General features: G+C 67.1%; 26 protein-coding genes and 1 pseudogene. 8 read left to right on the top strand and 19 right to left on the bottom strand.

Translation table 11 applies throughout. The features are described 5' to 3' along the window. Positions 1 to 2 precede the first annotated feature (2 nt). From ACIQCN_RS07710 to ACIQCN_RS07685, 6 genes and pseudogenes are all read right to left on the bottom strand, one after another. The gene (locus ACIQCN_RS07710) at positions 3 to 1,340 is read right to left on the bottom strand and encodes a TRAP transporter large permease subunit (protein ID WP_400610245.1); all 1,338 of its coding nucleotides are present in this window, start codon (positions 1,338 to 1,340) and stop codon (positions 3 to 5) included. 76 nt (positions 1,341 to 1,416) lie between these two features. After that, complete coding sequence (locus ACIQCN_RS07705; RefSeq protein WP_400610243.1) at positions 1,417 to 2,199, bottom strand: DUF1932 domain-containing protein; 783 nt, start codon at positions 2,197 to 2,199, stop codon at positions 1,417 to 1,419. A gap of 19 nt (positions 2,200 to 2,218) precedes the next feature. Beyond that, a complete protein-coding gene (locus tag ACIQCN_RS07700; RefSeq protein ID WP_400610242.1) occupies positions 2,219 to 2,848 on the bottom strand; it encodes a methyltransferase in 630 nt (209 codons plus the stop codon). A 31-nt stretch (positions 2,849 to 2,879) separates the two neighbouring features. After that, a pseudogene (locus ACIQCN_RS07695) lies at positions 2,880 to 3,886 on the bottom strand (tripartite tricarboxylate transporter substrate binding protein). Between the two features lie 46 nt (positions 3,887 to 3,932). Next, complete coding sequence (locus ACIQCN_RS07690) at positions 3,933 to 5,435, bottom strand: tripartite tricarboxylate transporter permease (protein WP_400607520.1); 1,503 nt, start codon at positions 5,433 to 5,435, stop codon at positions 3,933 to 3,935. A gap of 2 nt (positions 5,436 to 5,437) precedes the next feature. After that, positions 5,438 to 5,941, bottom strand: coding sequence for a tripartite tricarboxylate transporter TctB family protein (locus tag ACIQCN_RS07685; RefSeq protein WP_400610240.1), 504 nt, complete (start codon positions 5,939 to 5,941; stop codon positions 5,438 to 5,440). A gap of 119 nt (positions 5,942 to 6,060) precedes the next feature. Here ACIQCN_RS07685 and ACIQCN_RS07680 point away from each other — a divergent pair, with 119 nt between their 5' ends. Continuing rightward, a complete protein-coding gene (locus ACIQCN_RS07680; protein ID WP_400607526.1) occupies positions 6,061 to 6,861 on the top strand; it encodes an IclR family transcriptional regulator in 801 nt (266 codons plus the stop codon). Positions 6,862 to 6,951: 90 nt separating this feature from the next. Here the strand turns inward: ACIQCN_RS07680 and ACIQCN_RS07675 are convergent, their stop codons facing one another. The 5 genes from ACIQCN_RS07675 to ACIQCN_RS07655 all read right to left on the bottom strand — a co-directional run bounded on the left by ACIQCN_RS07675 (position 6,952) and on the right by ACIQCN_RS07655 (position 12,036). Further along, complete coding sequence (locus ACIQCN_RS07675) at positions 6,952 to 7,281, bottom strand: GNAT family N-acetyltransferase (RefSeq protein ID WP_400607529.1); 330 nt, start codon at positions 7,279 to 7,281, stop codon at positions 6,952 to 6,954. Positions 7,282 to 7,296: 15 nt separating this feature from the next. Further along, the gene (locus ACIQCN_RS07670; protein ID WP_400610238.1) at positions 7,297 to 8,646 is read right to left on the bottom strand and encodes an acyltransferase; all 1,350 of its coding nucleotides are present in this window, start codon (positions 8,644 to 8,646) and stop codon (positions 7,297 to 7,299) included. A gap of 67 nt (positions 8,647 to 8,713) precedes the next feature. Further along, entirely contained in the window at positions 8,714 to 9,565 is an 852-nt protein-coding gene (locus ACIQCN_RS07665) for a class II fructose-bisphosphate aldolase (RefSeq protein WP_400610236.1), read from the bottom strand. 24 nt (positions 9,566 to 9,589) lie between these two features. Next, the gene (locus tag ACIQCN_RS07660; RefSeq protein ID WP_400610234.1) at positions 9,590 to 10,489 is read right to left on the bottom strand and encodes an NAD(P)-dependent oxidoreductase; all 900 of its coding nucleotides are present in this window, start codon (positions 10,487 to 10,489) and stop codon (positions 9,590 to 9,592) included. An 11-nt stretch (positions 10,490 to 10,500) separates the two neighbouring features. Further along, the gene (locus ACIQCN_RS07655; protein ID WP_400610233.1) at positions 10,501 to 12,036 is read right to left on the bottom strand and encodes a four-carbon acid sugar kinase family protein; all 1,536 of its coding nucleotides are present in this window, start codon (positions 12,034 to 12,036) and stop codon (positions 10,501 to 10,503) included. A 147-nt stretch (positions 12,037 to 12,183) separates the two neighbouring features. On the opposite strand from ACIQCN_RS07655, the gene ACIQCN_RS07650 reads away from it, so the two are divergent. The 4 genes from ACIQCN_RS07650 to ACIQCN_RS07635 all read left to right on the top strand — a co-directional run bounded on the left by ACIQCN_RS07650 (position 12,184) and on the right by ACIQCN_RS07635 (position 14,097). After that, on the top strand, positions 12,184 to 12,888 hold the full coding sequence (locus ACIQCN_RS07650; RefSeq protein WP_400607543.1) for a FadR/GntR family transcriptional regulator: 705 nt from the start codon (positions 12,184 to 12,186) through the stop codon (positions 12,886 to 12,888). An 89-nt stretch (positions 12,889 to 12,977) separates the two neighbouring features. Continuing rightward, positions 12,978 to 13,190 carry a dodecin gene (locus tag ACIQCN_RS07645; protein ID WP_400607546.1) on the top strand — a complete coding sequence of 71 codons (213 nt, stop codon included), beginning with the start codon at positions 12,978 to 12,980 and terminating at the stop codon, positions 13,188 to 13,190. A gap of 168 nt (positions 13,191 to 13,358) precedes the next feature. Further along, positions 13,359 to 13,625 carry a GlsB/YeaQ/YmgE family stress response membrane protein gene (locus tag ACIQCN_RS07640; protein WP_377216569.1) on the top strand — a complete coding sequence of 89 codons (267 nt, stop codon included), beginning with the start codon at positions 13,359 to 13,361 and terminating at the stop codon, positions 13,623 to 13,625. A gap of 112 nt (positions 13,626 to 13,737) precedes the next feature. Beyond that, on the top strand, positions 13,738 to 14,097 hold the full coding sequence (locus ACIQCN_RS07635) for a YtxH domain-containing protein (protein WP_400607548.1): 360 nt from the start codon (positions 13,738 to 13,740) through the stop codon (positions 14,095 to 14,097). Positions 14,098 to 14,241: 144 nt separating this feature from the next. Here the strand turns inward: ACIQCN_RS07635 and ACIQCN_RS07630 are convergent, their stop codons facing one another. The 6 genes from ACIQCN_RS07630 to ACIQCN_RS07605 all read right to left on the bottom strand — a co-directional run bounded on the left by ACIQCN_RS07630 (position 14,242) and on the right by ACIQCN_RS07605 (position 20,717). After that, positions 14,242 to 14,934 (bottom strand): class F sortase, encoded by a 693-nt coding sequence (locus ACIQCN_RS07630; protein ID WP_400610231.1) that lies wholly within the window; start codon positions 14,932 to 14,934, stop codon positions 14,242 to 14,244. Positions 14,935 to 14,943: 9 nt separating this feature from the next. After that, entirely contained in the window at positions 14,944 to 15,759 is an 816-nt protein-coding gene (locus ACIQCN_RS07625; RefSeq protein WP_400610229.1) for a hypothetical protein, read from the bottom strand. A 292-nt stretch (positions 15,760 to 16,051) separates the two neighbouring features. Next, complete coding sequence (malQ, locus tag ACIQCN_RS07620) at positions 16,052 to 18,205, bottom strand: 4-alpha-glucanotransferase (RefSeq protein ID WP_400610227.1); 2,154 nt, start codon at positions 18,203 to 18,205, stop codon at positions 16,052 to 16,054. Positions 18,206 to 18,336: 131 nt separating this feature from the next. Beyond that, positions 18,337 to 19,071, bottom strand: coding sequence for a GAF and ANTAR domain-containing protein (locus tag ACIQCN_RS07615; protein ID WP_400607557.1), 735 nt, complete (start codon positions 19,069 to 19,071; stop codon positions 18,337 to 18,339). Between the two features lie 36 nt (positions 19,072 to 19,107). Further along, positions 19,108 to 20,130 (bottom strand): DMT family transporter, encoded by a 1,023-nt coding sequence (locus ACIQCN_RS07610; RefSeq protein ID WP_400610225.1) that lies wholly within the window; start codon positions 20,128 to 20,130, stop codon positions 19,108 to 19,110. Further along, positions 20,127 to 20,717, bottom strand: a complete 591-nt coding sequence (locus ACIQCN_RS07605; protein ID WP_400607562.1) for a TetR/AcrR family transcriptional regulator — start codon at positions 20,715 to 20,717, stop codon at positions 20,127 to 20,129. The genes ACIQCN_RS07610 and ACIQCN_RS07605 overlap by 4 nt, the downstream gene beginning before the upstream one ends. A gap of 150 nt (positions 20,718 to 20,867) precedes the next feature. On the opposite strand from ACIQCN_RS07605, the gene ACIQCN_RS07600 reads away from it, so the two are divergent. Beyond that, entirely contained in the window at positions 20,868 to 21,167 is a 300-nt protein-coding gene (locus ACIQCN_RS07600; protein ID WP_377216560.1) for a DUF4193 domain-containing protein, read from the top strand. A gap of 50 nt (positions 21,168 to 21,217) precedes the next feature. Here ACIQCN_RS07600 and ACIQCN_RS07595 read toward each other — a convergent pair whose 3' ends face one another. Together ACIQCN_RS07595 and ACIQCN_RS07590 are read right to left on the bottom strand one after the other, a co-directional pair. Continuing rightward, positions 21,218 to 23,506 (bottom strand): S8 family serine peptidase, encoded by a 2,289-nt coding sequence (locus ACIQCN_RS07595; RefSeq protein ID WP_400610224.1) that lies wholly within the window; start codon positions 23,504 to 23,506, stop codon positions 21,218 to 21,220. A 180-nt stretch (positions 23,507 to 23,686) separates the two neighbouring features. Then, complete coding sequence (locus tag ACIQCN_RS07590) at positions 23,687 to 24,253, bottom strand: OsmC family protein (RefSeq protein ID WP_400607567.1); 567 nt, start codon at positions 24,251 to 24,253, stop codon at positions 23,687 to 23,689. Positions 24,254 to 24,388: 135 nt separating this feature from the next. Here ACIQCN_RS07590 and ACIQCN_RS07585 point away from each other — a divergent pair, with 135 nt between their 5' ends. Both ACIQCN_RS07585 and ACIQCN_RS07580 read left to right on the top strand, forming a co-directional pair. After that, entirely contained in the window at positions 24,389 to 25,072 is a 684-nt protein-coding gene (locus tag ACIQCN_RS07585) for an ArsR/SmtB family transcription factor (protein WP_400607569.1), read from the top strand. Next, on the top strand, positions 25,059 to 26,354 hold the full coding sequence (locus ACIQCN_RS07580) for an MFS transporter (protein ID WP_400607571.1): 1,296 nt from the start codon (positions 25,059 to 25,061) through the stop codon (positions 26,352 to 26,354). The genes ACIQCN_RS07585 and ACIQCN_RS07580 overlap by 14 nt, the downstream gene beginning before the upstream one ends. The last annotated feature ends 30 nt before the right edge of the window (positions 26,355 to 26,384 follow it).

The raw sequence follows: 26,384 nt of genomic DNA, 5'->3' as shown, positions 1-26,384 counted from the left end.
CCTTAGACCGGCAGGACGCCGATGATGATCAGGACGCCGATGCCGAGCAGCGGCAGGGCGTAGTGGGTGAGGAGCCGGGCAAAGGTCTTGATGGGGTCCACGTCGGCGATGCCGCACGCCACGTACAGCGGGGCTCCGCCCGGCGGGACCGCCGCTTCGCAGGAGGAGAAGACCAGGACGGCGACGGCAGCCGTGGTTGCCGGCACGCCGGCTGCCACCAGTGCGGCCACTCCTACCGTTCCGACGGCAGCCATGGTGGCCGTCGCGGACAGCGGTGCGGCGACGGCGATGACGATCAGCCCGATCAGGATGGCCAGAAGCCACAGCGGCAGGCTCATCCCGTTCAGCAGCTCCGTCATCTGCTTGGGCAGCCCGGTGGCAGCCAGGGCGTTGGCGCCGGCGAAGGCGAACACCACGGTCACCCCCACGATCCCGAAGCGCGGCGCGGAGTCCTGCAGCAGCGCCCACCACTTCCGGCCATCCCCGGGCAGGTTCTTCCGGCCCAGCAGGAGGCCTGTGATGATCAGGACCACTGGAATCCACACAATCACGCTGACTGCCTTGGTCACGTCGCCGCCGGTCCAGCCGGAAAGAGCCTTGGCGATGGCACCGGAGGTGATGACCAGCGGAATAGCCACCACAACGAAGAGCAGCAGCGGGGTCCAGCCGCGGCCAAACGCTGCCCGGACGGACAGCCGGTGCGACGCATCGAGGGCAGCCATGCCGCTCTTGCGGACCAGCAGCCAGGTGACGATCAGCCGGTGCAGGAAGCACCACAGGCCGCCGAACAGCAGCGGCAGGACCAGCGCATTGACGTCCAGGAGGGGCCCGACGGTGGCCGACCCGACCAGCACGAACATCGAGGCACTGAACGGAAACGTGATGCCCATTCCCGCATTCCCGGCCACCAGTGTGGCAGCTGCGGGCTTGTCCAGCTTGGATTTTTCCATCCAGGGTATGGTGACCGAGCCAACCGTGGCGGCGATGGCGGCCTGGTTGTGCACCACGCTGCCCAGCCCCGCTGACGCCACGGTAGACACCCAGGCCGGGCCGCCCTTGACTCCGCCGATCACTGAATTCAGCAGGTCGATCAGCCGGTCCAGCACGCCGGTTCTGTCCAGCAGGTACCCCATGAAAACGAACGCCATGGTGGCAAAGACAATCTCGTCGGTAATGGCCCCATACAGCGCCTCCCATCCCATTTGGGCGGCCGCGGAGCCAGTGAACGGGAGCACCACCAGGAAGCCGAGGATCATGGCCTCGCCGACGCTGCGCTTGATCACGGTTGTCCAGACCAGGATCGCGGCAAGGTAGGCCCCGAGTGCCCAGATGCCGATCATGCGCCTGCTCCTGACGTTCTGTTGGATGTCATGTGGTTGGTACTTCCCTGCTCATTGATTCTGCCGCGCCGTAGGGTCAGCGCAACACCGCAGCCGGTTGTGCTTCGGCGATGCGGGCGTGGGCGGCCGCGGAAGCTGTCGTCATTTCCGCCGGAACGCCGAGTTCGGAGAGATAGTGGGCAGTGTCCTGCATTTCCCGGGAGCGGCGCAGCGCGTGCTTGCTGGTGCCGGTGAGGAACCTGTCGATGACCGCCTGGCCGTCACCGGCGAGCTGCCTGGCGATCTGGCCGCGGATCCAGTCCTCCAGCCCCGCGGCCTTGCCTGCGGTGACGGCTTCGACCACCACTGCTGCCAGGCCCTTCATCAGGACACTGCGCAGAAGCTTGTGGGCCATGGCGGCGCCCGGCTCACCTTCGGCGATTTCGACGTCGACACCGAGCGGGCGCAGCAGGCCGGCGACGGCCTGGGCGCCGGGGCCGCTGACCATGAGGGGGGTCTTCTCCCCCAGCGCGGCAACGGGTCCAAGGATGGCGACGTCGGCGAACTCGGCCTTGCCGGGAAGCCGGCCGAGTTCCTGCATGACAGAGGGAGAAGAGGAAGTGAAGTCCGCATAGCAGCTTCCGGTCGCCAGGACCGGCAGGCATTCCTGGGCAACGGCCCGGGCTGCCGCCGCGCCGGTCATCACCAGGACGATGTCGGCGCCCCGGCATGCTTCGGCGGCGGTGGCGGCGCGGGTGACGCCTGACGGAGTGGCGGGGGCAACGGGATCGTAGCCGGTGACGGCGTGTCCGGCCGCGGTAAGGGCTGCGGCATAGGTTGCTCCGGCCTCGCCGAGGCCGATGACGGTGCAGGCAGTCATGGAGTCTTCTCTTTCGTGGTTAGGAGCGGGCTGCAACAATTGCTTGCCGGCGGTTGGTTTCGTCTGCGAACACGGCTTCCGCGGCTTCCGCGACGGCGGCTGCCTGATCCCGGGGGACGACCACCACGCCGTCGGAGTCGCCGATGATGACGTCGCCCGGCAGGACGGGGACGCCGCCGAAGGCGATGGCAGTTCCCAGCCGGAAGGGCCCGTTCTTATAGGGACCGGCGGGCGTGGTGGCCCGGGCGAAGACCGGCATACCAATTTCGGCCAGGGCCTCGGCATCGCGGGCCGCCCCGTCAAGGGCGAATCCGGCGATGCCGAGGTTGATGGCGCGCTCCCCGATCAGTTCACCAAGGAGGGCGCGGGACTCATCGGCCCCGCCGGCTACGACGATGACATCCCCCGGCTGAGCCAGGCGCAGGGCCTGGTGGATGCCCTGGTTGTCGCCGGGCCGGGTCCAGACGGTGAAGGCCGGCCCGGCGATTTTCGCTCCTGGCCAGATGGCCTGGATTGCCGAATGGGCGACGCCAAGGCGGTCCACGGCGTCCCCGATGTTGGCAGCCGGCAGTTTGGCGAGCCGTTCAATGACATCCCTGTCGGGGCGGGGGAAGTCGGCGTCGATGGTCTCAGGGGCGGGCGTTGTCATGGTGCGTTCTTTCGGTGGGGCGCGGCAAGGGTTAGTCGGTCTTTTGAACCAGCGGGAGGACCTTCTTGAAGTCCCCTTCCTGGGCGGCCCAGAACTGCTGGTAGTCATCGCCGTTGAGGTAGCTGGTCTGCAGGCCCAGGTCCTCCATCTTCTTGACGACGGCCGGGTCCTGGATGGCCTTCTGCAGTGCGGCTTCCAGCTTTTCGGCCACCTCGTCCGGCAGCCCGGCCGGGCGGAGTATCCGCGTGCCGTTCCTGCTATCAGGTCATGGCCCGATTCCTTGAACGTGGGTACGTCCGGCAGGGAGGGTGCCCGCTCTTCGGACATGACCCCCAGGACGCGTGCTTTGCCCTGCTTGGTAAGGTCGGTGACGTCGCTGACGTTGGCCACGAGGATATCCACGTGCCTGCCAAGGAACGCAGTGGTGGCCTGGGATGCGCCTTCAGAGAAGTGGACCGGGGCGAACTCGGAGCCCGTAGCTTCCTGGATTTGGGTCAAGGCGAAGTGCTCGCCGGTCTGCAGGCCGGTGGTGGAAGCGGTCATGGACTTGGGCTTGGCTTTGGCCGCGTCCAGAAGGTCTTTCAAAGTCTGGTACGGGCTGTCCGGCTGAACGGCGATCACGGTGGGGTCGATGACCTGCCGGCCGAGGGGCTGGAAGCTGTCCCGGGTGTACTTTGCGCCACGGCTGGGATCCAGCGGCGAGACGACCACGGACGGGGAACCGGTGGCCCCGATGGTGTAGCCGTCGGGATTGGCGCTGGTGAGCTGGGTGTAGCCAATCTGTCCGCCGGCTCCGGGCTTGTTGATGACTTCCACGTTGGTGCCGAGTTCCTTCTCCAGGACGGGCTGGATCAGCCGGGCTGCCGTGTCCACGGCGCCGCCGGAGGAGAACGCGACGATGAGTTCGATGGACTTTCCCTTTTTCGGAAAGCCGTCGGCGGCGGAAGTGTTCGGGGAACCTGCATTGGCGCCGCAACCGGTGACTGCGATCAGGGTTGCTGCTGCGAACGCAGCTGCGATACGGGGGCGGATGGTCATGGTACTTCTCCTTTGAAGGTGCGGGTTTCTTGGGGTAGGGGGTGGATTAGGTTTCTGGGTCTTCGCTCAGCGCCTTGGGCTTGCGGAGTCTGAGCAGCGGGCTGAAGACGATGAGGAGTCCGAGGCCGATGAGGACTGCGGAGATGGGGCGGTTAAGGAAGATGCTGAAGTCACCCTGGGAGATCTCGAGCGATTCCCGCAGTGAACGTTCCATGAGGGGTCCGAGGACCAACGTGAGCACCATCGGGGCGAGGGGGATGTCCAGGTGCCGCAGTGCGAGTCCTAGAAGGCCGAAGCCGATCATGACGAAGACGTCAAAGACACTGAAGTTGATCGTGTAGGCACCAATGACCATGAAGAGCAGGATCAGGGCGGTCAGGATTGAATACGGTACCCGGAGGATGGAGGTCCACAGCCCGACCAACGGCACGTTCAGCAGCAGCAGCATCAGGTTTCCGATGAACAGGCTGGCAATGATCGCCCACGCGATGTCCGAGTTTTCCGTGAACAGGGTCGGGCCCGGGGTGAGGCCCTGCTGGAGGAAGGCTCCCATGAGGACAGCGATAGTTGGGGATGCCGGGATGCCGAGTGTGAACAGCGGGATCAGTGCAGCGTTCGCGTGGGAATTGTTGGCCGTTTCGGGCCCTGCGACGCCTTCGATGGCGCCCTTGCCCAGCTCGTTGCGGTGGCGGGAGAACTTCTTCTCGGCGCCGTAGGCCAGCAGGGAGGACACGGAGCCGGTCATGCCGGGAATGAGGCCCAGGCCGAAGCCGATGCCGGTGCCGCGGGCCATGGCCGGAGCGCTCCGGCGCCATTCCTTGCCCGTGGGGAGCAGCGAAACGAGGTTCGGGGCATGGACAGCGGGCGTCGGGGTTCCTTTTCGGTAGGAAAGAAGTTCCGAGAGCCCGAAGACACCAACGATCACGGCCACGAAGCTAACGCCGTCAAGGAGCCGGTCCATCCCGAAGGTGAAGCGCGGGGCGCCTGCAACAGGGTCAATGCCCACCATGGAAATCAGCAGGCCCAGGGCACCGGAGATCACGGCCTTGACCATCGATTTGCCCGCGAGAGCAACGAGCAGGGAGATTCCCACCACCATTAGGGCGAAGAACTCAGGAGGTCCGACGAGCAGGCCCAGCTCGCCAAGCGGTTTGGCTGCGGCGACGAGGCCGACAGTCGCGATCGTTCCACCGACGAAGGACCCGACCGCGGCGATGGTCAGGGCAGCACCTGCTTTGCCCATTTTGGTCATGGCATAGCCATCTATGGTGGTGATCGCCGACGCAGCTTCACCGGGAGTGTTCAGAAGCACGCTGGTGATCGTTCCGCCGTAGGCGGTGCCGTAGAAGATGGCACACAGCATGATGATCGCGCCGGTGGCGTCCATGTTCAGCGTCAGGGGGATCAATAGGGCGACGCCGGCGACCGGGCCGATGCCGGGCAGTACGCCGATGAATGTGCCCAAAAGGCAGCCAGCGAAGGCGAACAGGAGGTTCTGCCAGGTCATGGCAGCGGCAAAACCGCCGAGCAGTTCGTTGAAAATGTCCACGCCTAGAGTCCGATCGTGTTCAGCAGGGGGAAGGCAGAGACCGGCAGCGCGACGTTCAGTCCGTAGTTGAAGGCGTAGAAGGCGCCGACACTTCCGGCCAGGGCGATGATGAGCGAGGAAACCCACGATCTGCGGCTGCGAAGTTTCAGGTGGTACATCAGGAAGAGGAACATGCTCAACTGGAACCCGAGCAGATCCATGACGGATGCCAGGATTGCCAGGCTCAGGACAACTGCGATCACCAGTCCCCTGTCCACGCCTGCTGGCGCCTCACTCGGATGGCGCAGTTCCTGGACCAGCCAGCTAGCCGCCATCAGGGCAAGCACCGCACCCATGGCGAAGGGAAACAATCCCGGACCCGGCCCGAGGGAAGTCCACAGGCCAAGGCCTACAGAGCTCATCAGGACGTAAATCCCAACTGCCGTGAAAGCGCCGATGCCCACCAGGACTGACGGTGCGACTCTGGCCGCGCGCTGCGGTGCCCTCATCACTGACTCCGTTGTCATGAGTTCCTTCTTAGTTTCGACTCGTCCTTCCATACAATGGAAGAGAATTACATGCATAGAAATTGTGACAGCAGACACAACCCACTGTCAAGCGCAAGGAAATTACATAGAATGAAAGAATGACGACAGGACCTAAGAACCCAGAGGCATCGGCGGAAGAAGGGCCGAAGGCCTCCAACATGCGGTCCTTGTCCAGGGCGCTGGAGGTCTTCGCTGAACTCCAGCGTGCCGAGAGGCCGCAGCGGCTCAGTGATCTGGCCCGGGCTTGCGGCATGAGCCTGCCCACCACACTGCGCATCCTCCGTGTGCTCCAGGACTTCGGCATGGTCAGCCAGACGGACAAGTCCTACCGGGTTGGCCCCGCCGTCCTGCCCGCGGCCAGGAGCTACCTGGAAAACGATCCCCTTGTCGTCTCCTCACGCCCAATCCTGCAGCAACTGGCGACCCAGACCGGGCTCACGGCCTCCCTGTACACCCGGCTTGGCTACGAAAGAATTCTGGTGGCCCGCGTGGATGGCGAGGCACCCCTTAGGTATGACCTTCCGCTGGGCAAGCGGCTGCCGCTCACGCTCGGGGCAGCGGGCAAGATACTCCTTGCCTCCGCGTCCGCGGAGGAACTTCAGCAAGTAGCGGCCGCGGCCATAGCTGCAGGGCAAGAGGATGAATCGTTCACGGCCGACGTGTTGCGGTCCCGCCTCCCCGAGCCGGGTTCTGATTTCGCATACTCGGCTGATGAGCGTGCCACAGGCGTGCATTCCGTAGCCGTTGCCTTATCCAACAGGACGGAACTGCCCACAGAATCCATCTCGCTGACCAGTCCCGTTGAGGCTGCGAGTGAGGCCACGCTTCGGGCTGGGGTCCCGGAACTAAGGCGTGCCGCCGGCAGGTTGTCGGAACTGCTGGAAGGCTCGGTTTATTAACAGCGTCTTCCACGTAGAAGGGCCATTCTGTGTAGTCCGGCGAACGAGCGGTCCCGGCCAGGATCGGTACGGCAATCCGGCTGCGGGGCGTTACCGTTCGGGCCAATCGACGCACTGCTCATAGCCCTCGTGCTGCCGGAGGTACCCGGAGATGAACGGGCAATGCGGAATGATCCGTTTACCCGATGCCACCACGTCATCCAGGGCAAAATGGGCCAGCACTTTCGCCAGGCCGCGGCCCTCGAACCCTTCGGTGGTTTCGGTGTGGGTGAAGTCGATGTGGCCGGGAAGGTCGCGGAAGAAGGTCTTCACCGCCACCTGTCCGTCTACGCTCAGTTCGTACCGGTGCCGTGCGTCATTGCGGGCAAGGGACACACCGGCGGCAAAACGGTCGTCAGTGGACATCATGTTCTCGGTCATGGTTCGACACTGGCACTACTTCACGCCGCTGGCAATGCCTCCCCTGCCACGCCGCCGCTTCCGGTGCGCATCCCGGGCGGCCCGCGGGCGGCCCCTCCTGCCCGGTGCGTGCCGGTCGCGCAGCATCAACAGGGCCAGGGCAAAGCAGACCGCCCCGACTCCCAGCAATTCAAGCGTCAGCCCGGTCAGCGCTCCTGCCGCGGCAGGGAAGAAAACCACGACGGCGGCCCCCGCCGCACCGGCCGGCCGGAAGCCCGTGGCGGGAGACGCCGTCGTACGCTGCTCAAGGTGGCCAAACGCAGCGAGGACCGGCAGCAAGAGGAGCACCAGCGCCAGCAGCACTACAGGGCGCGCCCACCACCACTCTGCCGTGCCGGCGGCGGGCTTGGGGAACGGCGTAAGGAGAAGCAGCCCGGACATCGCTCCGAGCAGGGGCAGGTGCCACAGGTACACCGTGAGGGACCTGCTGCCGGTCACCAGCAACATCCGCCGGACGCGCGGCGCCGATCCGGCGGCGGTGAGGGCGGGGCGGGCCAACTGCATCAGGGACGCCTGCGAGATGCCCAGCAATAACAGGGTCAGGTTGGGCGGATTCAGGTTGACCAGCATGTTGTTCGAGTAGATCCCAAGCGCCGTGACCACGCCCATGACAAGGTTCGCCGCCAATGCAATCACGGCCAGGGCCGGCCGCGGGAGCCGGGCGGCGTGGCCGTCCGCGGTAAGGAACCCCAGTTGCTGGACCGCCCACCACAGGAACAGCAGGTTGAGGTAGGCCAGCTGCGGCATGCTCCCGCGGAAACTGTCCACCGCCACCACCAAAGTGGCGAGCCCCAGGAAAGTCAGCCAGGGACTGCGGGAGTGCAGGGCGGACAGGAGGGGGATGTTCAGCTGCGCGGCGAGGTAGGCAGCCAGGAACCACAGGGGCATGGCACCGCCGGAGGCCAGCAGCTGCACCACCTGCGGGTGTACGCCCAGCAGCCCGGCCAGCCAAAAGCCCAGGAACATCGCGGCCAGCACGGCGACCGCGGGGCGGAGGAAACGGCGGAGGCGGCCGCGCACAAAGTCGGCCGCCGTGCCGCCGCGGGCCACCAGCCGTCGCCACGACTGCAGCCCGGTGATGCCGCCGGTCACGAAAAACAGCGGCATCACCATAAACACCCAGATGACCGGTTCAAACCAGTCCTGGTCCCCAAGCGTGTTTTGCGTGGTGACGGTGCCGTCCGGATGCAGGACCGGGCTGACCATCATGGCGTGCCCCACCACCACCAGCGCCAAACAGATGCAGCGGACAAGGTCGATCGCCGGATCACGGACAGGCTCCGTTCCGGGCTGCACGCTTGGCTCCGCGGGGCCGATGCCGCTCACAGCACCATTGTGCGCCCGTCCCAGGCGTTTTTGTCCCCGTCGAGGGTATGAGCGCGTTTTAAGGTCTCTACCTGGACAAAAACGCCAAGGCCGCGGCAGCGAACGAACCCGCCGACCGGTTCCAGTGGCCCAGCAGCGCCTGGAGGTTCTCGCCGTCGGCCCGCTGCGCCGGAAGCTGCTCCTGCAGCGTTGCCAGCACGCCGGTACGCAGTTCGGTGTTGAAGTTGACCTTGCCCACATTCATCGCGGCGGCCTTCACCAGCTCCTCCGGCGGGATGCCCGAGGCGCCGTGCAGCACCAGCGGCAGCCGCGTGCGCACCGCAATGTCCTGCAGCACGTCCCAGCGCAGCTGCGGCTCGCCCTTGTACCGGCCGTGCACGTTGCCCACGGCCACGGCCAGCAGCTCCGCGCCGGAACGCGAGACAAAGTCCTCCACCTGCGCCGAATCGGTCAGGCCCGTAACCTCCACGCCTGCCTGGCCGGGTTCAAAAGCGCGGTCCTCGTCGCCTGCCAGCCCGCCCAGTTCAGCTTCAAGTACGACGGCGGGACCCAGCAGGGCACGCGCCGCACGGACCAGCGCAATATTGTCCTCATACGGCAGTGACGAGCCGTCCGCGAGGACCGCGTCCGCGCCGGCGGCCACGGCATCGGCCATGACGCGCAGGTCGGTGGCGTGGTCCAGCTGGACGGAGACCGGAACGGAAGCAGAATCTGCCAGGCCACGGAGGGCAGCGATGAGGCGCAGCCCGTTGGGTGTGGCCGCGGTCTTCGGGGCCACCAGCAGGATCACGCCTTTGCCGGAGTCCTCGGCGGCGGCCACCACGGCCAGCGCGGTGGTGAAGTCATAGCAGGTGAAGGCCGGGACGGCGGAGCCCTGCTGCAGGGCGGAGGTGACGAGGTGGTCGAGTCGGGTTCGCATCAGAAAATGTTCCTCGGTGGGGGGTCAGGAAGTTCGTTTGGCGGGGGCGACGACCTTGATGACTGCCGAGTCATCTGCGGCGGCGAGGCCCTGGGCCTGGCCCAGCAGGTACAGCTGCTCGGCGGCTGCGGCAACGGGGGCTGCCAGGCCGGCCGCGCGGGTGGCCTTGCCGACTATGCCCATGTCCTTGACGAAGATGTCCAGGCGGGAGAGCACCTCGGCGCCGTCCTCGCTGTAGGCCTCAAGGATGCGTGGACCGCGGTTGGACAGCATGAACGAACCTGCGGCGCCGGCTTCGAGGGCGGCGAGCGTCCTGGCCTGGTCCAGTCCCAGCGCGTCGGCGAGGGCCATGGCCTCGGCGGCGGCGGCGATGTGGACGCCGCAGAGGAGCTGGTTGACGGTCTTGAGCGCCTGGCCGTCGCCGGGGTTGTCGCCCACCACGGTCAGGGTGGAGGCCAGCAGTTCCAGGGCGGGGGCTGCTTTTTCGCGGGCTGCCGGGGAGGCGCCGACGACGATCAGCAGGTCGCCTTCGCCGGCGCGCTTGGGCCCGCCGGACAGCGGAGCGTCCACCAGTTCCACGCCGTATTCGGCAAGCTTTTCCACCGTGGCGGGGATGGCGTCAGTGCCCACGGTGCTGCTGAGGATGACGACGGCACCCGCCTCCAGAACGGGGGCCACGCCGTTCCCGCCGAAGAGGACGTCGTTGAGCTGCTCGCCGTTGCGGACGGCCAGCAGGACTGCGTCGGCGCCCTTGGCGGCTTCGCGGGCCGAGGCGAAGGTGGCGATGCCGGCTTCTTCGGCGAGCCTGAGCCGTGCTTCGGCGACGTCGAAACCGTGGACGGTCAGCCGACTCGCCAGGCGGGTCGCCATGGGCAGTCCCATGGCGCCGAGGCCCAGGACGCTGACGGTGTAATCGCTGGTCATGGTGTGTTCCTTCAGGATTGGAAAGTGCTGCTCAGCTTGCGCGTGACCTGGGCCAGGGACTCGTCGTCGCCCACATTCCCGGCGAACACCACGTACGGGATGCCCTTGGCGGGTCCGTCCACCGGTTCCCACAGGCTCACGATCCCGGGCAGCATGGGCCCGCGGACAATGGCACGGCGGATCTCCAGGCCGTGCGCTGCCACGTCGGAGGACGTGATGCCGCCCTTGGCGATGACGAACCGCGGCGGGAAGGTCTTCAGGGTGCGGTTCACAACGCTGACGACGGCGGCAGACACCGTGCGCGCAATCCGCAGGCTTTCGGCCGGGTTATCCGCCTTGATGAGCAGGCGGCTGGTGTGGACGATAACGTCGCCTCCGCGCAGGGCCTCGACGACCGAGTCCACCGTGCGGGCAAGGTAGGCGTCGGCTTGTTCCTCGGTCCCGGCGGCGAGGAGCTTTTCGACGTCGATTTCAATGATGCGGGCCGCACTGTGCTGGTCCGTGAGGACCTTCAGCTGGCGGGTGGTGACGCCCACGTGGGATCCCACCACGATCAGGCCGCCGGCCCTGGACGGGTTGTGGCCGGCATAGGCTTCCTCGCCGGTGAGCTCGGGCCGGATCTCCTGGCCAATGCGGGCGCGGCCGAACGGCGGACCCACGCGGTAGAGGAGTTTCTTGCCGCGGCGTTCTGCCTCTTCAAGGCCCAGCGCCAGGGCACGGAGGTCGTTTTCGGTGACGATGTCCGCCACGATCGGGGTGGAGTCCTTGGCGTCATCGATGGCGTCCGCGATGGCGCTGGCGGACACTTTGGGGTCGCCGTCGGCGCCGTCCGAGGCGGCTCCGGCCCGGATGACGCCCAGGTCCAGGACGATTACGGACTCCGCGGCGAACCGGCCTTGGGACTTCTCCTCCACGTATTTGGCGATCTCGGAGTTGGCGAAGCCGAACGTCGCGTCGCGGGCGAATTCGGTTTCCCCCACGGGGGTCAGGGTTCCTGCCGCCTCGCCGGTGCCGCGCATGTAGTGGACGCCGCCGATGGTGACCCGCCCGGCGTCGGGAAAGGCCGGGACCATGACCACGCCCTCGGTCGATTCTCCGCTGGCCTCGGCTACCGTGGCCGCGATGACGTCCGGCTCAAGCGGGAAGTGCCCGCGGAGGGTGGAGTCACTGCGGCTCACGAACCCCAGCTTCAGTCCGGAACCCGCGGATCCGTCCGGAGTGCCGGCGGCGAGGGCATTACGGACCACTTCCCGGTTCCGGGCTGCGGCTTCGGCCGGGTCCAGGCTGCGGGTGTTCGTGAGGACGTAGACGGCGGGGCCGCAGCCGCTCTCCGCGATGTGGGCGAAGGCCCATTCGAAGTCAGCCACTTCCCAGCTGGTGAGCACGGGAAGGTCAGCAACGGATTGGGTGCCGGTGGGGTCGTCGTCGAGCACTACCAGGACCCTGGGAGACTCGGCACCGGAGGCGGCAACGGCACTGGCCACCAGGGACGCGGGAATCCTGACCTCTGCCGGGTAGCCGGCGAGGATGTCTGCTTCAAGGGTCACAGTTCACTCCATTGTGGCGGTTTCGGGAAAGCATTATCTGTAAGATGTCTGACATCTTGCATCGGCTGCTAGTGTGGCATACGGCATAAACCGGCGCAAGCAGACCTTCCCTGACATCCGGGGGCGCGCAGGCACGATTGGGGCGGCATGACAAGGAAATCCCTGGTGGGCGTGGTGGCCGACGATCTGCTGGACCGCATCATCCAGGGCGAATTCCCGCCCGGCGCCACCGTCCCGGGCGAGCACGAGCTCAGCGCCCGCCACGAGGTCAGCCGAATGACCGTCCGGGAAGCGATGAAAACGCTCCAGGCGCAGCGGATCCTCAGCGTGGAGCGCGGCCGCGGCACCTTCGTCAATCCGCTCAACCGCTGGAGTTCCCTTGAGGCGGTGCTGCGTGCGGCGTCCGAAGGCAAGAACGACGCCGACGCCGCAATCCAGCTCATTGAACTGCGCCGCATGCTGGAAACCGGCGCCTGTGAGCTGGCCGCCGCCCGTATAACAGCAGATGAAACCGGACAGCTCTTCGCCTGCGTGGAGACGATGAGGCAGGCCCACAGCGTCAACGACGTCGCCGCATTCGTGGCGGCGGACCTGGCATTCCACAACCTGATCCTGCAGGCGTCCGGAAACGTCTTCGTGTCCGTTCTGTTCGAGCCGCTGCACCGGGTCCTGGAGAAGCGCCGCACCGAAACGTCCGCGGTACCCGCTATCCAGGAGCATGCCATAGGGCATCACCAGGCCATCGCCGACGCACTGAAGTCCCGCGACGCAGCCCGGGCCCGCGAAGCCATGGACGCCCACATGCAGCAGACCCTGGACGACCTGAAGACACTGGTCCTGGACGGCAGGTAGGCGCACCCGCTCTGGCCAGTGCCCGGAATCGCCACTAGTCTTCAAGGACGCCCGCAACCGGGATCATCGGCAATCACGAGGAGCGAAAGTTGTCCAACCGCACGTACAGCATTTCTGAAATTGTCGGCACGTCGGACCAGGGCGTGGATGACGCCGTCCGCAACGGCATCGCCCAGGCAGCCAAGACGGTCCGGAACCTTGACTGGTTCGAGGTCAAGGAGATCCGCGGGCACCTCGAAGACGGCAAAATTGCCGACTGGCAGGTGACCATCAAGATCGGATTCCGCCTCGACGAAGGCTGATCCCCGCCGCAGCAATCCGGGGCGGGACGCCCTCCCGCCACGCCCCTGACATGGACTTTTCCGCGCGCCGGGTTGGCAAATCGATAGTAAGCATGATTACTATTGAGCCAGAAGGATGAAGTGCTTCCGGAATCCGGGGGCCTCCTTTACTAGGAAGAGGAACGAAAAATGGGATTTATTGCATTTCTGATTCTCGGACTTATTGCTGGTGCCATCGCCAAGGCGATCCTGCCGGGTAGGCAGGGTGGCGGCTGGCTGATCACGCTCGTCCTGGGCGTCGTGGGAGCACTCCTCGGCGGCTGGATCGGCGGCATGATCTTCGGCAGCGGACTGCAGGAGTTCTTCTCCCTGCAGACGTGGCTGCTGGCCATCGGCGGCGCACTTATCGTGCTGTTGGTGTACGGCATGATCACCAAGCGCAGCGCGCGCGGATAACTGACGCGCACGCCAGGAAACCGGCCTGGGGGACACAATCCCCGGGCCGGTTTTCTTTACCCCGGCCATACCGGCCCGGACCGCAAAACCTCTCACGGAACAGGAGTTCAACGTGAAAAACAAGCTTCTTTTGGGCGTGGGAATCGCCACCGGCTACGTCTTGGGATCCCGCTCGGGACGCGCCGCATATGACAAGCTCAAGGCCCGTGCGGCCGGCATCTGGGACAGCCCGCCGGTGCAGGAGAAGGTCACCTCGGCCACCGACGCAATCAAGGAAAAGGCACCCGTCATGGCGGACCAGCTGACCGAGGCTGCCCGGCGCGCCGGAACGGTCCTGGGATCCGCGATGCACCGCGATGACTCCTCGGTAAAATCGGGCACCGGCACCGATGGGGACCATATCCCCGCCCACAGCACGCACCCCGAAACCACCAACCTGGGAACCTCCGCTGAGGACGGCGCCAAGCCGTAGCGGAACCAGCACCCATTGCGCAGGGCCCCGGTGTGACAACGGGGATGCGCGCGCCTGTGCTACAACTGAACTGCCTTGCTGGCCGTCGCGATCCTTGGGGGACGCGGCGGCCAGCGACGTGTGCGGAGCATTCCGCAAGAAGCGTCAGCGCCGCGGCGAGGCGGTGAGCACCACGTTCTTGCCCCACGGGTCCTGGGTGTAACAACTGATCAGGACCACCCGGTTGGGCGCCACGCTCCAAATGTCGCTGTCCTTGAGGGTGTTCTTGTCGTAGGTGGTGACCGAATCCACCACGTAGCCCAGCACGCCCTTCGCCGTGGTCACGGTAACCGGCTTGCCCACCAGCCCGGTGTCACTGAGGCGGTTGAACGGGGCGTCGCCGCCGTCCAGGCTGTGCCCCGCGATGTACGTCGTGTTCACTGAACCGCGGCCGGGCACGCCGTAGTTGGTCAGCCAGTAGGCCTCCAGCGTGAGCGGCGGGACCAGCAATCCGGACGCGAACTGGTCCTCGCTGACGGTCAGCGGCAGGACCCTGACGTCGAAGTCGGCGGCCTTGATGGACACGCGGGTAGGCGCGGCGGCCGCCGGGCCGGCGGCCTTTCGCACCGTTGCCGGAGACGGAAGTCCCGCCGACGGAGTCGCCGCGGACGGCGCAGAAGAATGTCCGGCGCCGGTGCTGCCGCCGTCGCGCGCGGAACCTGCGGCGGGGTTCCCGAAGAGTCCGTCCGCGGGCGCCAGGAAGAGGGCTGCGGCAAGGCCTGCCACGCCCAGTCCGGACACGGCAAACCAGCGCCGGCGGATGGGCCGGCGCCGGTTGTCCGTGGTCCGTGATTGCACTGCGGGCTGTTACTTGCGGGCCGATTCCAGGCGGCGCATCCGGAGGGCGACACCCGAGGGCACGGCAATGCCGGCGGCGAGAAGACCTGCCAGGAGCGCCAGGCCGGGGTGCGTTGCCGGTTCCGCTTCAACCGCGGTCTGGACGTTGAGGCCCTTGTTGACCACCGGCGTGGCGGCCGGAACGACAGCCGGGGTGTCCGAACCAATGGCTTCCGGGTTGCAGGCTGCCAGGAAGGCGTCAAACAGCGCCATCAGGTTGGCCGCGGACTCTTCGTCCAGCGAGAGTATGCCCAGGGCTGCCTCAAATTCAGCGACCGCAGCGTCGTAGGCTTCCTCGGCGGCGAGGATCTCCGGGGTGCTGACCGCTGCCTCGTAAGCAGCGGTCAGGTCGTCCACCAGTTGCGCGGCCGCAGTCTCGGCAGCAACAGCTTCGTCCCGGGCCGTTTCGGCTTCAGCGATGGCGTCGGCGTCGCCGGAACCCTGCGCCGCAGCCAATGCCGCTTCGGCTTCCACGGTGGCGGCCGAAGCCGCCTCAAGGTCTGCTTCCGCGGCCTCGAGCTCAGCCAGGGGACCGGCTTCGGCGGCATCCAGCAGGTCAAAATACTTGGCCTCTGCAGCGGCAGCGGCCTCGGCGGCAGCCTCAAGCTGGGCAACACTTTCCTCGGTGATGCCGGCCGCTGCCAGGGCGGCCTCGAACTGGGTGGAAGCCTGCAGGCAGGCTGCGTCGCCCGGTGCCGCGCTTGCGGCCGGGGCTCCGAGGAAGAGCCCGCCGGCCAGAAGAGCTGCCGAAGAACCGGCAGCGACCCATTTGGATACAGCAGTCATAACGTGAAAGTCCCCCTAGGACACGAAGCGACCGCCGGGCCAGCCCCGGCGGTTTCAGCGCGCCGCAGGGCATCCCGGATGCGCTCTGTACCAAGGAGGTTCGCCGGAGAAGCATTGGGGAGGTCCCTGCTGCTGATCGTCCGGATTGGAGAGGCGGGCCTGAGCCTGTGTGCCGCCCGAAAGACCGCTGTGAAACCTAAAAATACAAGGTAAAGGTGATCCAGGCAACGCGGTGCGTCGGATCCGGCCCAACAACGGCCCTGCATTGGGCCACATCTGACCCCGCGTTGCTTTAAGCGTGGAGGGAGCGGTCCACTGCAGCCAGCAGCGCGTTGAACCGGGGATTGGCCGGGAGGTCGTCCAGCAGGACCGGTTGCCCGTCCGGCCCGCCCAGCGGCACCTGCCAGTTCGGGTAAACCTCCCCGGTGGTGCCGGGCTGGTTCTGCACCCGCCGCTCCCCCACGGCGTCCACCAGCGCCACGCCCAGAAGGGCCGACGGGGTCTGGCTCAGCAGGAGGTGGAGCGCCTCGATGGTGCGTTCCTCCGAAGCTTCTCCCGCCAGGTAGCCGCGCTCCCGGAGCAGGGCGAACATCTTCTCCAGCGACGCCTCGTGTTCGGCGCGTTCTTCCTCCTCGGACCGTTCCAGGAGGCCCAGCCGGCTGCGGAGGCCAACGTGGTCCCCGGCGAGGTAACCCGCGGTGGGCGGGAGGTCGTGGGTGTTGACGCTCGCGAGCGCCTGCGTCCGGTACTTTTCAGGCGCAAGGGGAGCGTCGCCGTCGTACTCGAACCAGAGGATGGACGTGCCCAGGATGCCGCGCGCAGCGAGGTAATCCCGCACCCACGGTTCGAAGGTGCCCAGGTCCTCGCCGATCACCACGGCACCGGCACGGTGCGCCTCAAGGGCGAGGATGCCGATCAGCGCCTCATGGTCGTAGCGGACGTAGGCGCCGTCGCCGGGCGCGTTGCCAGAGGGGATCCACCAGAGCCGGAACAGACCCAGGATGTGGTCCACCCGGATGCCGCCGGCGTGCCGCAGCACCGTGGCAAGCATGTTGCGGAACGGCAGGTAGCCCGCTTCGGCAAGGCGCGCCGGGTGCCACGGCGGCTGGCCCCAGTCCTGTCCCTGCTGGTTGTACATGTCCGGCGGGGCGCCGACGCTGGTCCCCGGCGCCAGCACATTGCGGAGCGTCCAGGCGTCGGCGCTGCTGTGGTCCACCCCCACGGCGAGGTCGTGCACCACGCCCAGCCGCATTCCTGCCCGGAGGGCAGCCCGCTGCGCATCCTCCAGCTGCTCATCGCAGATCCACTGCAGCCAGCGGTGGAACCCGATGCGGTCGGCCAGCTTTTCCCGGAGCGTTTCGGCTTCCCTGCTGCCCAAGGCAAAACCGGGATCTGTCCACCGCGGATCATCGGCCGGAATATCCTCACGGATGGCGGACCAGAGGGCAAAGTCCTCCAGCCCCTGCCCGGACACGCGGCAGAACGCGTCAAAGGCGGCCTGCCGTGCCGGGGGCCGCCGGGCGTGGTAGAGCATCTCCAGGGCCTGGAGCTTGGCGGCATACACGGCGTCCCGTTCCAGCCGTCCGCCCTCCCGGTTTAACGCCGCCACCTCTTCGCGGAGCTTCTCCACCGCAGCCCGGCGGCGCGGCTTCAGGTAGGCGAGCTCCGGGATGTCTTCGATGCGGATGTAGAGCGGGTTGAAGAACCTGCGCGTCGACGGCGAGTAGGGCGAGGGCTGGACCGGCGGAACGGGCTCGGCGGCGTGCAGCGGGTTGACCAGAACGTAGTCGGCGCCGCGGGTGCCGCTGATCGCGGCCAGGTCCGCCAGGTCTGAAAAGTCGCCGATGCCCCAAGAGCGCCGGGACCGGACCGAGTACAGCTGGGTTGCCAGTCCCCAACCCCGGCGTTCCTCCAGCTGCCGTGCCGTGCCCAGCCGCGCGGGCGTAACCACCAGGGTGGCTGTGGCCGTTGCGCCGCCGGCTTCAGCGCACAGCGCATGCCATCCCAGCGGAAGGTCCTGCGGCAGTGCGAAGTTGGCCCGCCCGGTAGGCACCCCGTCAACGTGCATCGGCGCCAGGCGCGCCTTCTGTCGGACGGCCTCGCGGCTGCCGGAGCCGTCCTCAAGCATTACGGTCAGGCTCACCGGTGCGCCGTCGGGGGCGTGGACCGGCACCAGCGCCGGCTCGCCTTCCTGGATGACGACGGCGGGAGGCAGCATCCGACGCCACGGCGCCAGTTCCGCTTCCGTGAGCGCCGCGCGGATCTGTTCATCCGTTCCGGCTTCGACACCGAGTGCAGCGAGCACCTTGATGAGGGTGCCTTCGGCCACGGAGTGCGGCAGACCGTCCCAGCCCTGGAACGAGGTTTCCACGCCGTGGGCATCCGCCAGCTGCTGGAGCAGGTGGAGGTCAGGCTGTTGTTTGAGCTGCTGGTCTGAAGCCGTCATGCGTGTCCGCCTCGCGTGGTGTGGTGGGCCCGAACTTACAGTGCTGCCTGTTGCACCGGGCGCTTGCACCCCGTGCACAACCGTTGGTTCAGATTATTGCAGGGCGGCGTCCGGACGGAAGCCGCGCCCCCTTAGGGGTCGAAGTGCGTGTTGACCGTCCCGGCGCTGACCCTGCCCAGGATCTCGGCGGCCAGTACCCGCAGTTTCTGGTTGCGGTGGGAGGAGGCCTTGGTCAGCAGCGCCATCGCTTCCTCCTGCGAACAGCGGTTCTGGGCCATGATGATGCCGCAGGCCAGGTCGATCGTGGTGCGGTTCTGCAGGGCAGCGGTGAGGTCGTCGGCGAGGTTCTGGGCGTCAGAAATTTTCAGGGCCAGCCGAAGTGCCCTCCCGGCCAGGCCGGCAAAACTCTCGGCGCGTTTAATGATGTCTTCGGAGAAGGTTCCGGGCTCGGCGGCGAAAAAGTTCAGCGCCGCGGCGTGGTTCTCGTCCAGGGGCAGGGGCACACCCAGCACGGCCTGGCAGCCGTGCTCGGCCAGCACCCTTTGGTACTCAGGCCACCGGTTGTCCGTGGCGACGTCCGCCAGCAGCACCGGTTTCATGGCCTCCATGGCGGTGAGGCAGGGACCTTGCCCGAGCACCTGCTCCAGCCGGTCCAGTTCCCTGGCGCGGTCGCTGCTGCCGGCCACGGTGGCGCTGCGCTTGCGCCGCCGGAGGGTCACGCCGCATTCGATGGCATTGCCCGCCGTCTGGGTCAACGTGCCGGCGGCGACAATCGACAGTTCCCCCAGGAAATCGTTCACGTTGCTGCTGCCGATGATGAGGTCATGCAGCTGCAGGAACTGGTCGTGTGTTCCGGAGGTGTCCATCCCTCAATATAAGCCCATCCGCCTTAGGGGGCTGCGCTACGACGAGCTGGGCTGAACCGCTTCCACCTGCCCAGGGGAGGAACGCGGCTGCCCGTCACGGGTGGCCGGCAGCACGGCAGTGCGTTCCCTCGCCGGGGTGAGGATGAACAGGCTGCCAAGCACGACGGCGGCGCCAAGCCACGCGGGTGCCGGAAGCCGCTCCCCCACCACCAGCACCGCCAGGACAGCGGCCACCACCGTCTCGAGGAGGGAGATGCTGGTGGCGGTACTGGCCCCGGTCCGCGCCAGTCCCCAGCCGAAGAGGACGTAGCCGGCAAACATTGGCACCACGGCCATGTAGGCGCCCACCGAGAAGTTTGTCCAGGACGCCAGGAGCGGTGCACCGGTCAGGACCAGCACCGGCATCAGCAGGATGCCTCCCAAACCAAAGACCGACCCCATGGCGGCCCTCGAGGAGATGCCCCGACCGATCAGGCGGTGCGCCGCCGATGAGTAAACCGCGTAGGTGGCGCCGGCCAGCAGGCCCAGGGCGATTCCCGCCGTCGTGCCCCACTGGCTGGGGGGATCCCCGGCTGTGGCCGGGGCGTGTCCGGCGAAGGACAGCAGTGCGGCGCCGCAGATGCCCAGGGCCGCGCCGGCGGTCCAGCGCCTGGTGAGGGGTCTCCGGTCGGCGAACCGTTCGATCAGGGCCGCCGCAACAGGGGCCGAACCGATGGACACCACAGTTCCCACGGCCACGCCGGACAGGCGCATCGAGCTGTAGAAAGCCAGCGGGTAGACGGCGACGGCCGCGGCGCCCAGGCCTACGAGCCGCCACTGGCTGCGGAGTCGGAGCCGGTGTGCCGCAATGGCGCTGGCCGCGTACAGGGCCTGCAGCAGTCCTCCCACTCCCATGGCCGCAGCGCCGATGGCCAGCGGGCTTACCGCCGGCGCGAAGCTAGCCGCGGTACCCGTGGTGCCCCAAAGGATCGAAGCCCCCACGACGAACAGGGCACCCCAGAGGGCGGCCCTGGCGTGCTGGCTCCGGCCCGCCCGGGCTGCCGCGTCGCGGCCCGTCACAGGGCGGCCAGGATCTCGACGGCGATGCCCCGCGCGTCCCGCAGCCGGGCGTCGTCCCCTTCGAGGCCGGCACGCGACACCGACCCCTCGAGAAGGAACGACAGGTGCCGGGCAACCCCGGGGGCACGCTCCTCCGCTCCGGGCAGCAGCTCACGCACATGCGTGGCCAGCAGTTCCTCCACTTCCTCCTTGTGCCGCCGGACGGCGGCCCGGCCTGCATCCCCCGCCGGGAGTTCGGCAGCCGCGTTGAGCAGCCCGCAGCCACGGAAGCCGTGCGCGTAGGCGCCATGGGCGTGGTCGGCATAGGCATCGAAAACGGCGAGGACCCGCTCCCGCGGGTTGGCGGCGGCAGAGGCGCGTGCGTTGTACAGGTCCAGCCATTCCGCGTGCCGGGCCTCGAGGTAGGCCGCCACCAGCTCGGCTTTGGACGCAAAGTTGTTGTACAAACTCTTCTTGGCCACACCGGCCCGGGCGGTGATGGTATCGATGCCGGTGCCCGCCACCCCGTGCGCATAGAACAGCTGTGCTGCCGCGTCGAGCAGCAGCTCGCGGGCGGGCCTGCGGGACGGCGCATGGGTGTCCGGCACGGTGCGGCAACTCCTTGGAAATCGGGTAGGTAGACCAGTCTACCTACCCGATGCCACGGCCGCCACATGCCGGGAATATTTCAGGCACCGCTCGGGTTTTCGATCTGTTCAGGTAATCTGCTCACCACCAGCCGAACAGGAGAAGCAGCCATGTCAGTTGACTACGACGCTCCGCGGGCCACGCCCGGGGAAGAGCCGGCCAACGACCTCGAGGGGCTGAAGACCGACAAGGCGGGGCGCCGCGAGGCCGTTCCGGACGTTGACGAAACGGACCTCGCGGACAGCTTCGAACTGCCCGGCGCGGACCTCTCCCAGGAGGAACTCCAGATCCAGGTGGTTCCGGTCCAGTCCGATGAATTCACCTGCATGTCCTGCTTCCTGGTCCACCACCGCAGCCAGCTGGCGCGGGAGAAGGACGGGAAAAAGTACTGCAAGGAATGCGAGTCCTGACGGTTCGGGCTGCCGCCCGCTGAGCGGTTCCTGCTCGGAAGACGGGTGGCCTAGCGGGATGTGTACGCTGCGAACCGGTACATGAACGCTGCCATAACGTCCCGCGATACGGCCAAGGTGGGCCGGTAGGACTTCGTTCCGTCAGGTTCCGACCACCCACCGCTAATCCGTGCCGCCGCCAGCCAGGAAATCTCCTTATAGAAGACCCGCTTCACGGAGACATCGGAGAACGGCGAAACCGCGGGCGGGGTGAAAGCTGGGCTCCCCGCAAGCCGGTACATGAACGCAGCCATCACATCCCGGGACACCGCCAGCGTGGGGCGGTAGGTCCGGGTTCCGTTTGGCCCGGCCCAGCCCCTGCTGACTCCCGTGCTGGCCAGCCAGGAAATCTCCTTATAGAAGTCGTGCCCCACCGAAACGTCCGTGAAAGGGGAAACCCTGGGCGGGGTGAAAGCGGGGCTTCCTGCCAGCCGGTACATGAACGCAGCCATAACGTCCCGCGATACCGCCAGTGCGGGACGGTAGGTCCGGGTTCCACCGGCACCGGCCCAGCCGTTGCTGATACCCCTGGCGGACATCCAGTGGATCTCAGAGGCAAAAACCCTGGTGAACCCGATGTCAATGAACGGGCGGACGCGGACCGCCGGGGAAGTGCTGGACGCCGCGGCATATCCCGGCTTGGAGCCCGTCACCACCACCCGCAGGTCCTGCAGGGTGTCCAGGCGGCTGGTCTTGTAGGTACGTCCGGTTGCCATCGGAATGGGGTTTCCGCCACGCGTCCACTGGTACGCGAACGCGTCCGGCGCCGGAACCCAGGTGCCCTCACTCGCCGTCAGGGTCAGGCCCACGGCGGCGTCGCCCTGCACCACGGCCGATCCCGGAGCCAACTCCGGAGCCGGGGGTGCCGCCGGCGGCCCGGGCAGGGCGGCCAGGGCGGCGGTGGCGTCCAGCAAGCCGGCGCCGCAGCCGTTCACGTCGCATTTTTGGGGCAACGCACGCGCGCTGCCCATGAGTGTTTTCTCCACCTGTTCAGGCGCCAGGGTGCCGTCGGCTGCCAGCAGGAGCGCAGCCACGCCGGCCACGTGCGGGGCCGCCATCGAGGTTCCCTGCATGTACACATAGGTCTCCTGCGCCGGGGTGGTGGTTCCGGTATTCAAGGTGGACGCGATGCCGTTCTTAACACCGGTGGCCATATAGCCTCCCGGTGCGCTGATATCCACGGCCGGGCCGTAGTTGGAGTAGGGAGCCCGGGCGCCGTCCCGCCCGGTGGAACCGACGGTGATAACGCGGTCGCAGTTTGCCGGCGTGGAGTCTGCTGCGGGCCTCCCGTCGTTGCCGGCAGCCACTACCACCACAGCCCCTTTGGCCGCCGCGAAGTTCAGGCTGTTCTGGAATGTAGCGCTGCATTCGGCGATCGCGCCCACGCTGAGGTTGACCACCCGAGCCGGCGTCGCGTTCGGTGGAATGCCGGGCACCGCACCTCCCACAGCCCAGATGACGGCGTCGGAGATATCGCTCATGTACCCGCCGCAGGCCCCCATGGCCCGCAGCGGCTGGATCTTGGCACCATGGGCAATGCCGGCCACGCCTTTGCTGTTGTTCGTGGCCGCACCGATGATGCCCGCCACGTGCGTCCCATGCCATGACGACTTCTCCGAGCCGCACCAGTCACCCTCGTCCTGGGGGTTGGAGTCCCGGCCACCGCCATCGCGGGACATTGAGTCATCCGTGATGAAGTCGTAGCCGGGAACGACATTCGCCTGAAGATCCGAATGGGGCGTCATGCCGCTGTCCACCACGGCCACAATCTGCCCCGCCCCGGTGGAGCGCTCCCACGCCCCGGGAACCCGGATTCCGCCAGGCTCTTCGAAGAGGTTCCACTGGAGTTCATAGTAGGAGTCGTTGGGCGCTGCCGCGGCGGGCCGCAGGAAGGTATCGACTTCCGCGTATTCGACGCCGGGGGAAGCTCCCAGGCTTTCCGCCACCCGCCGGGCATCCTGGGCCGTGAGCCGCTTGCCCGCCGTGGCCACCGCAAGGCTGCGGCTGTCCCCGCGCACCTCCTGTAGCGGGACCCCGAGCCGGCGGCCCACGGCGTCGTAGGCCTGGGTCCGAAGCAACTGCCCTTTCGGCGAAGGCGCTGCAGAGTCCTTGAACTTGACCACGAACCGGGTTTCCGGGCTGTCCGCGGCAGATCCCTGGCCGGTGTGGACGGTGGGGTCGTCTGCTATCGGCGCCGGGCGGTCCTGCGCCCGGGCGGGAACGCCGGCCAGCGTGGACACGACAAGCAAAGCCGGCAGCATCAGGGCGGCGTATACGGTGCGGCGGACGGGCTGGGGCATAAGCGGAACCCTTCACGTTGGCGGCCATGACAAGTGGTCACAAACGTATCGCAGCCGCGGGAGACCTATTACTTACATTGTGCTGGGCTGCACTGACCTTGTAAATATGGTCGGCGCCTGCTCCGGGACGGAACCGGGCCTGTTGCCGCTTCCGTCCCGCGATGGGCAGGGGAGCACTCCCTAATGGATTTCCAGCGTGGTTTCCACGGGTACCGGATTCGCCAGGCAGTCGCGCACAGGGGACGTTTCCTGCACGTAACGGCACAACGCCTGAAGCTGCTCGGCCGTGGCGTTCGGGCTTGCCACCCGGGCCTTCGCCCGGATCGCAGTGAAGCCAGGCCGGGGCCCTTCCAATCCGAGGAACGGCCCCACATCGAGGTCGCCCTCCATCTCAAAGGCCAGGTCGGTCAGCTCGATCCCCTGGGCCGCGGCATTGGCCGCGTAGCCCACCGCGTAGCAGAAGCCCAAAGCCTGGAGCAGGAGTTCTACTGCATTGGGACCACGATTGTTGCCCAGGAGCACCGGAGGCTCGTCCCCCGCAAGCTCAAAGGCCTCGGCGCGGCCCGTGTCGGGCTGTCCCGCTTGCGTAAAGCCCTGGATGTGCCCCGTATTGTAGGTGCCGCCGCGCCAGGTAGTGGCGGCTTTGAAGGTGAAGCTCCCCAGCCCCGGTTCCGATTTAATGGCGTCGATGGTTGCCATCAGCCCGTCGACGTCGATGCCATTGCGGGCGGTCGTTGCATTAGTCATGGCCTTTTCCCTCCTTCTGGACCGGCCGGCACGGTCGGACCTTAATATTCAAGCGATAGCTTGAATATTTGAATTCGACACCCGGACGCGGTATCTTGTCAAGCATCTACTTGAATAAGACTGGAAGAGGTGCCCGTGGGAAACAGGGAAGCAAAGGACGCACTGTTTGACGCGTTCGCTTCAGTGGCCAAGGTGCTGGGCAGCGGCCGCCGGGCGGAGATCGTGGACGTACTGGCCCAGGGCGAACGTGCCGTGGACGAACTCGCTGCGGAGATCGGCCAGAGCGTGGCAAACACGTCCCAGCACCTCCAGCAGCTCCTGCGCTCCGGACTGGTTCTGACCCGGCGTGAAGGCACCAGGATTTTCTACCGGCTGAGCAGCCCCGCGGTGGCGGAACTCTGGAGCTCAGTCCGGCGGGTGGCGGAAGAGCATGTCGCGGAACTGGCCCGCCTGGCCGATTCCTATCTGGGCGACCGCGCCGCGCTCGACACCCTGACACAGCTGGAACTGAATGAACGCATGGAGGCGGGGGACGTCGTCGTCGTCGATGTCCGGCCGGAACCCGAATTCCGTGCCGGGCACATCAGCGGTGCCGTCTCCATCCCGCTCAAGGAACTGGAATCGCGCCTTCAGGACCTTCCCGCGGGGCAGACGGTGGTGGCGTACTGCCGCGGTCCGTACTGCGTCTTCGCCGATGACGCAGTACGGCTGCTGCGCGCCCGGGACATCCCTGCCGCGCGTTTGGAGGCCGGGTACCCCGAGTGGGCGGCAGCCCGCCTGCCCGTTGACCGGGGAGCGTCCGGCGATGTCGAAGGGTAGCCCGGCGGCAGCGCTGGGGCTGCGGCAAAACCTTGCCCAATTCATGCTGCTGGTGGCAGTCAACGCCATGGTGGGGGGAACGCTCGGCCAGGAGCGGACGGTGCTGCCGCTGCTGGCAGGGCAGGTCTTCGGCCTGGACCTCTACACCGGCGCACTGACCTACATCCTTGCCTTCGGCCTGGCGAAGGCAGCCACGAACTACTTCGCCGGCACCCTCTCCGACAAGTACGGACGCAAACCCGTCCTCATTGCCGGCTGGCTCATCGCGCTGCCGGTCCCGCTGATGCTGATCGCAGCCCCCACCTGGGCTTGGATCGTCGCCGCGAACGTGGTGCTGGGCATCAGCCAGGGCCTGACCTGGTCCACCACCATCGTGATGAAAATGGATTTGGTGGGGCCGGCCAGGCGCGGGCTGGCCATGGGCCTGAACGAGGCCGCCGGGTACCTGGGCGTTGCCGGTGCTGCCCTGGGGACCGGGTACGTGGCTGCGCAGTACGGGCTGAGGCCTGCGCCCTTCCTGCTGGGCGCAGCGTTCATCGCCGTGGGCCTGGGACTGTCCGTCTTCACCGTCCGGGAGACCCGCGGGCATGCCATGGCCGAGGCCGCCGGACACGTGGACAGCCATGCCGGGGCCCACGCACACCTCAGCAACCGGGAGATCTTCTCCCTGACGAGTTTCCATGACCGTTCGCTGTCCTCGGTGAGCCAGGCCGGGCTGGTCAACAACCTCAACGACGGCCTGGCCTGGGGACTCTTTCCCGTCCTGTTCGCGGGAGCCGGGCTGGGAGTGGACCGGATCGGCATCCTGGCCGCGGCCTACCCCGCGGTATGGGGTGCCGGACAGCTGCTCACGGGTGCGCTCTCCGACAAGGTTGGCCGCAAGCCCCTGATCGTTGGCGGCATGCTTCTCCAGGCCGTCGCGCTTGCCCTGACAGGGCTGGGGGGTGACTTTGGCACGTGGCTGGCCGCAGCCATCCTCCTGGGCGCGGGGACGGCCATGGTCTACCCCACCCTCCTGGCAGCGATCGGCGACGTCGCCCATCCCCACTGGCGCGCCCGTTCCGTGGGCATCTACCGGCTATGGCGCGACGGCGGATTCGCCGTGGGGGCGCTTCTTTCCGGCCTGCTCGCGGATGCGTACGGCATCCCTGCGGCAATTATCGCCGTCGCCGTCCTTACTGCCGCCTCCGGAGTCCTGGTGGCGTTCCGGATGCGAAGCAATGACCACGTCCCCGTCGCGCCGGAAGAACCGCCGTCGACACAGCCGCGGCACCGGGTGTAGCTTTTTGCCTCCAGGGTCTTTTTGTGGAAG

The sequence above is a fragment of the Pseudarthrobacter sp. NPDC092424 genome (assembly GCF_044754925.1).
Classification (GTDB): domain Bacteria; phylum Actinomycetota; class Actinomycetes; order Actinomycetales; family Micrococcaceae; genus Arthrobacter.
The sequence above is the reverse complement of the archived record's forward strand: the minus strand, read 5'-3'. Positions and strand labels throughout refer to the sequence as shown.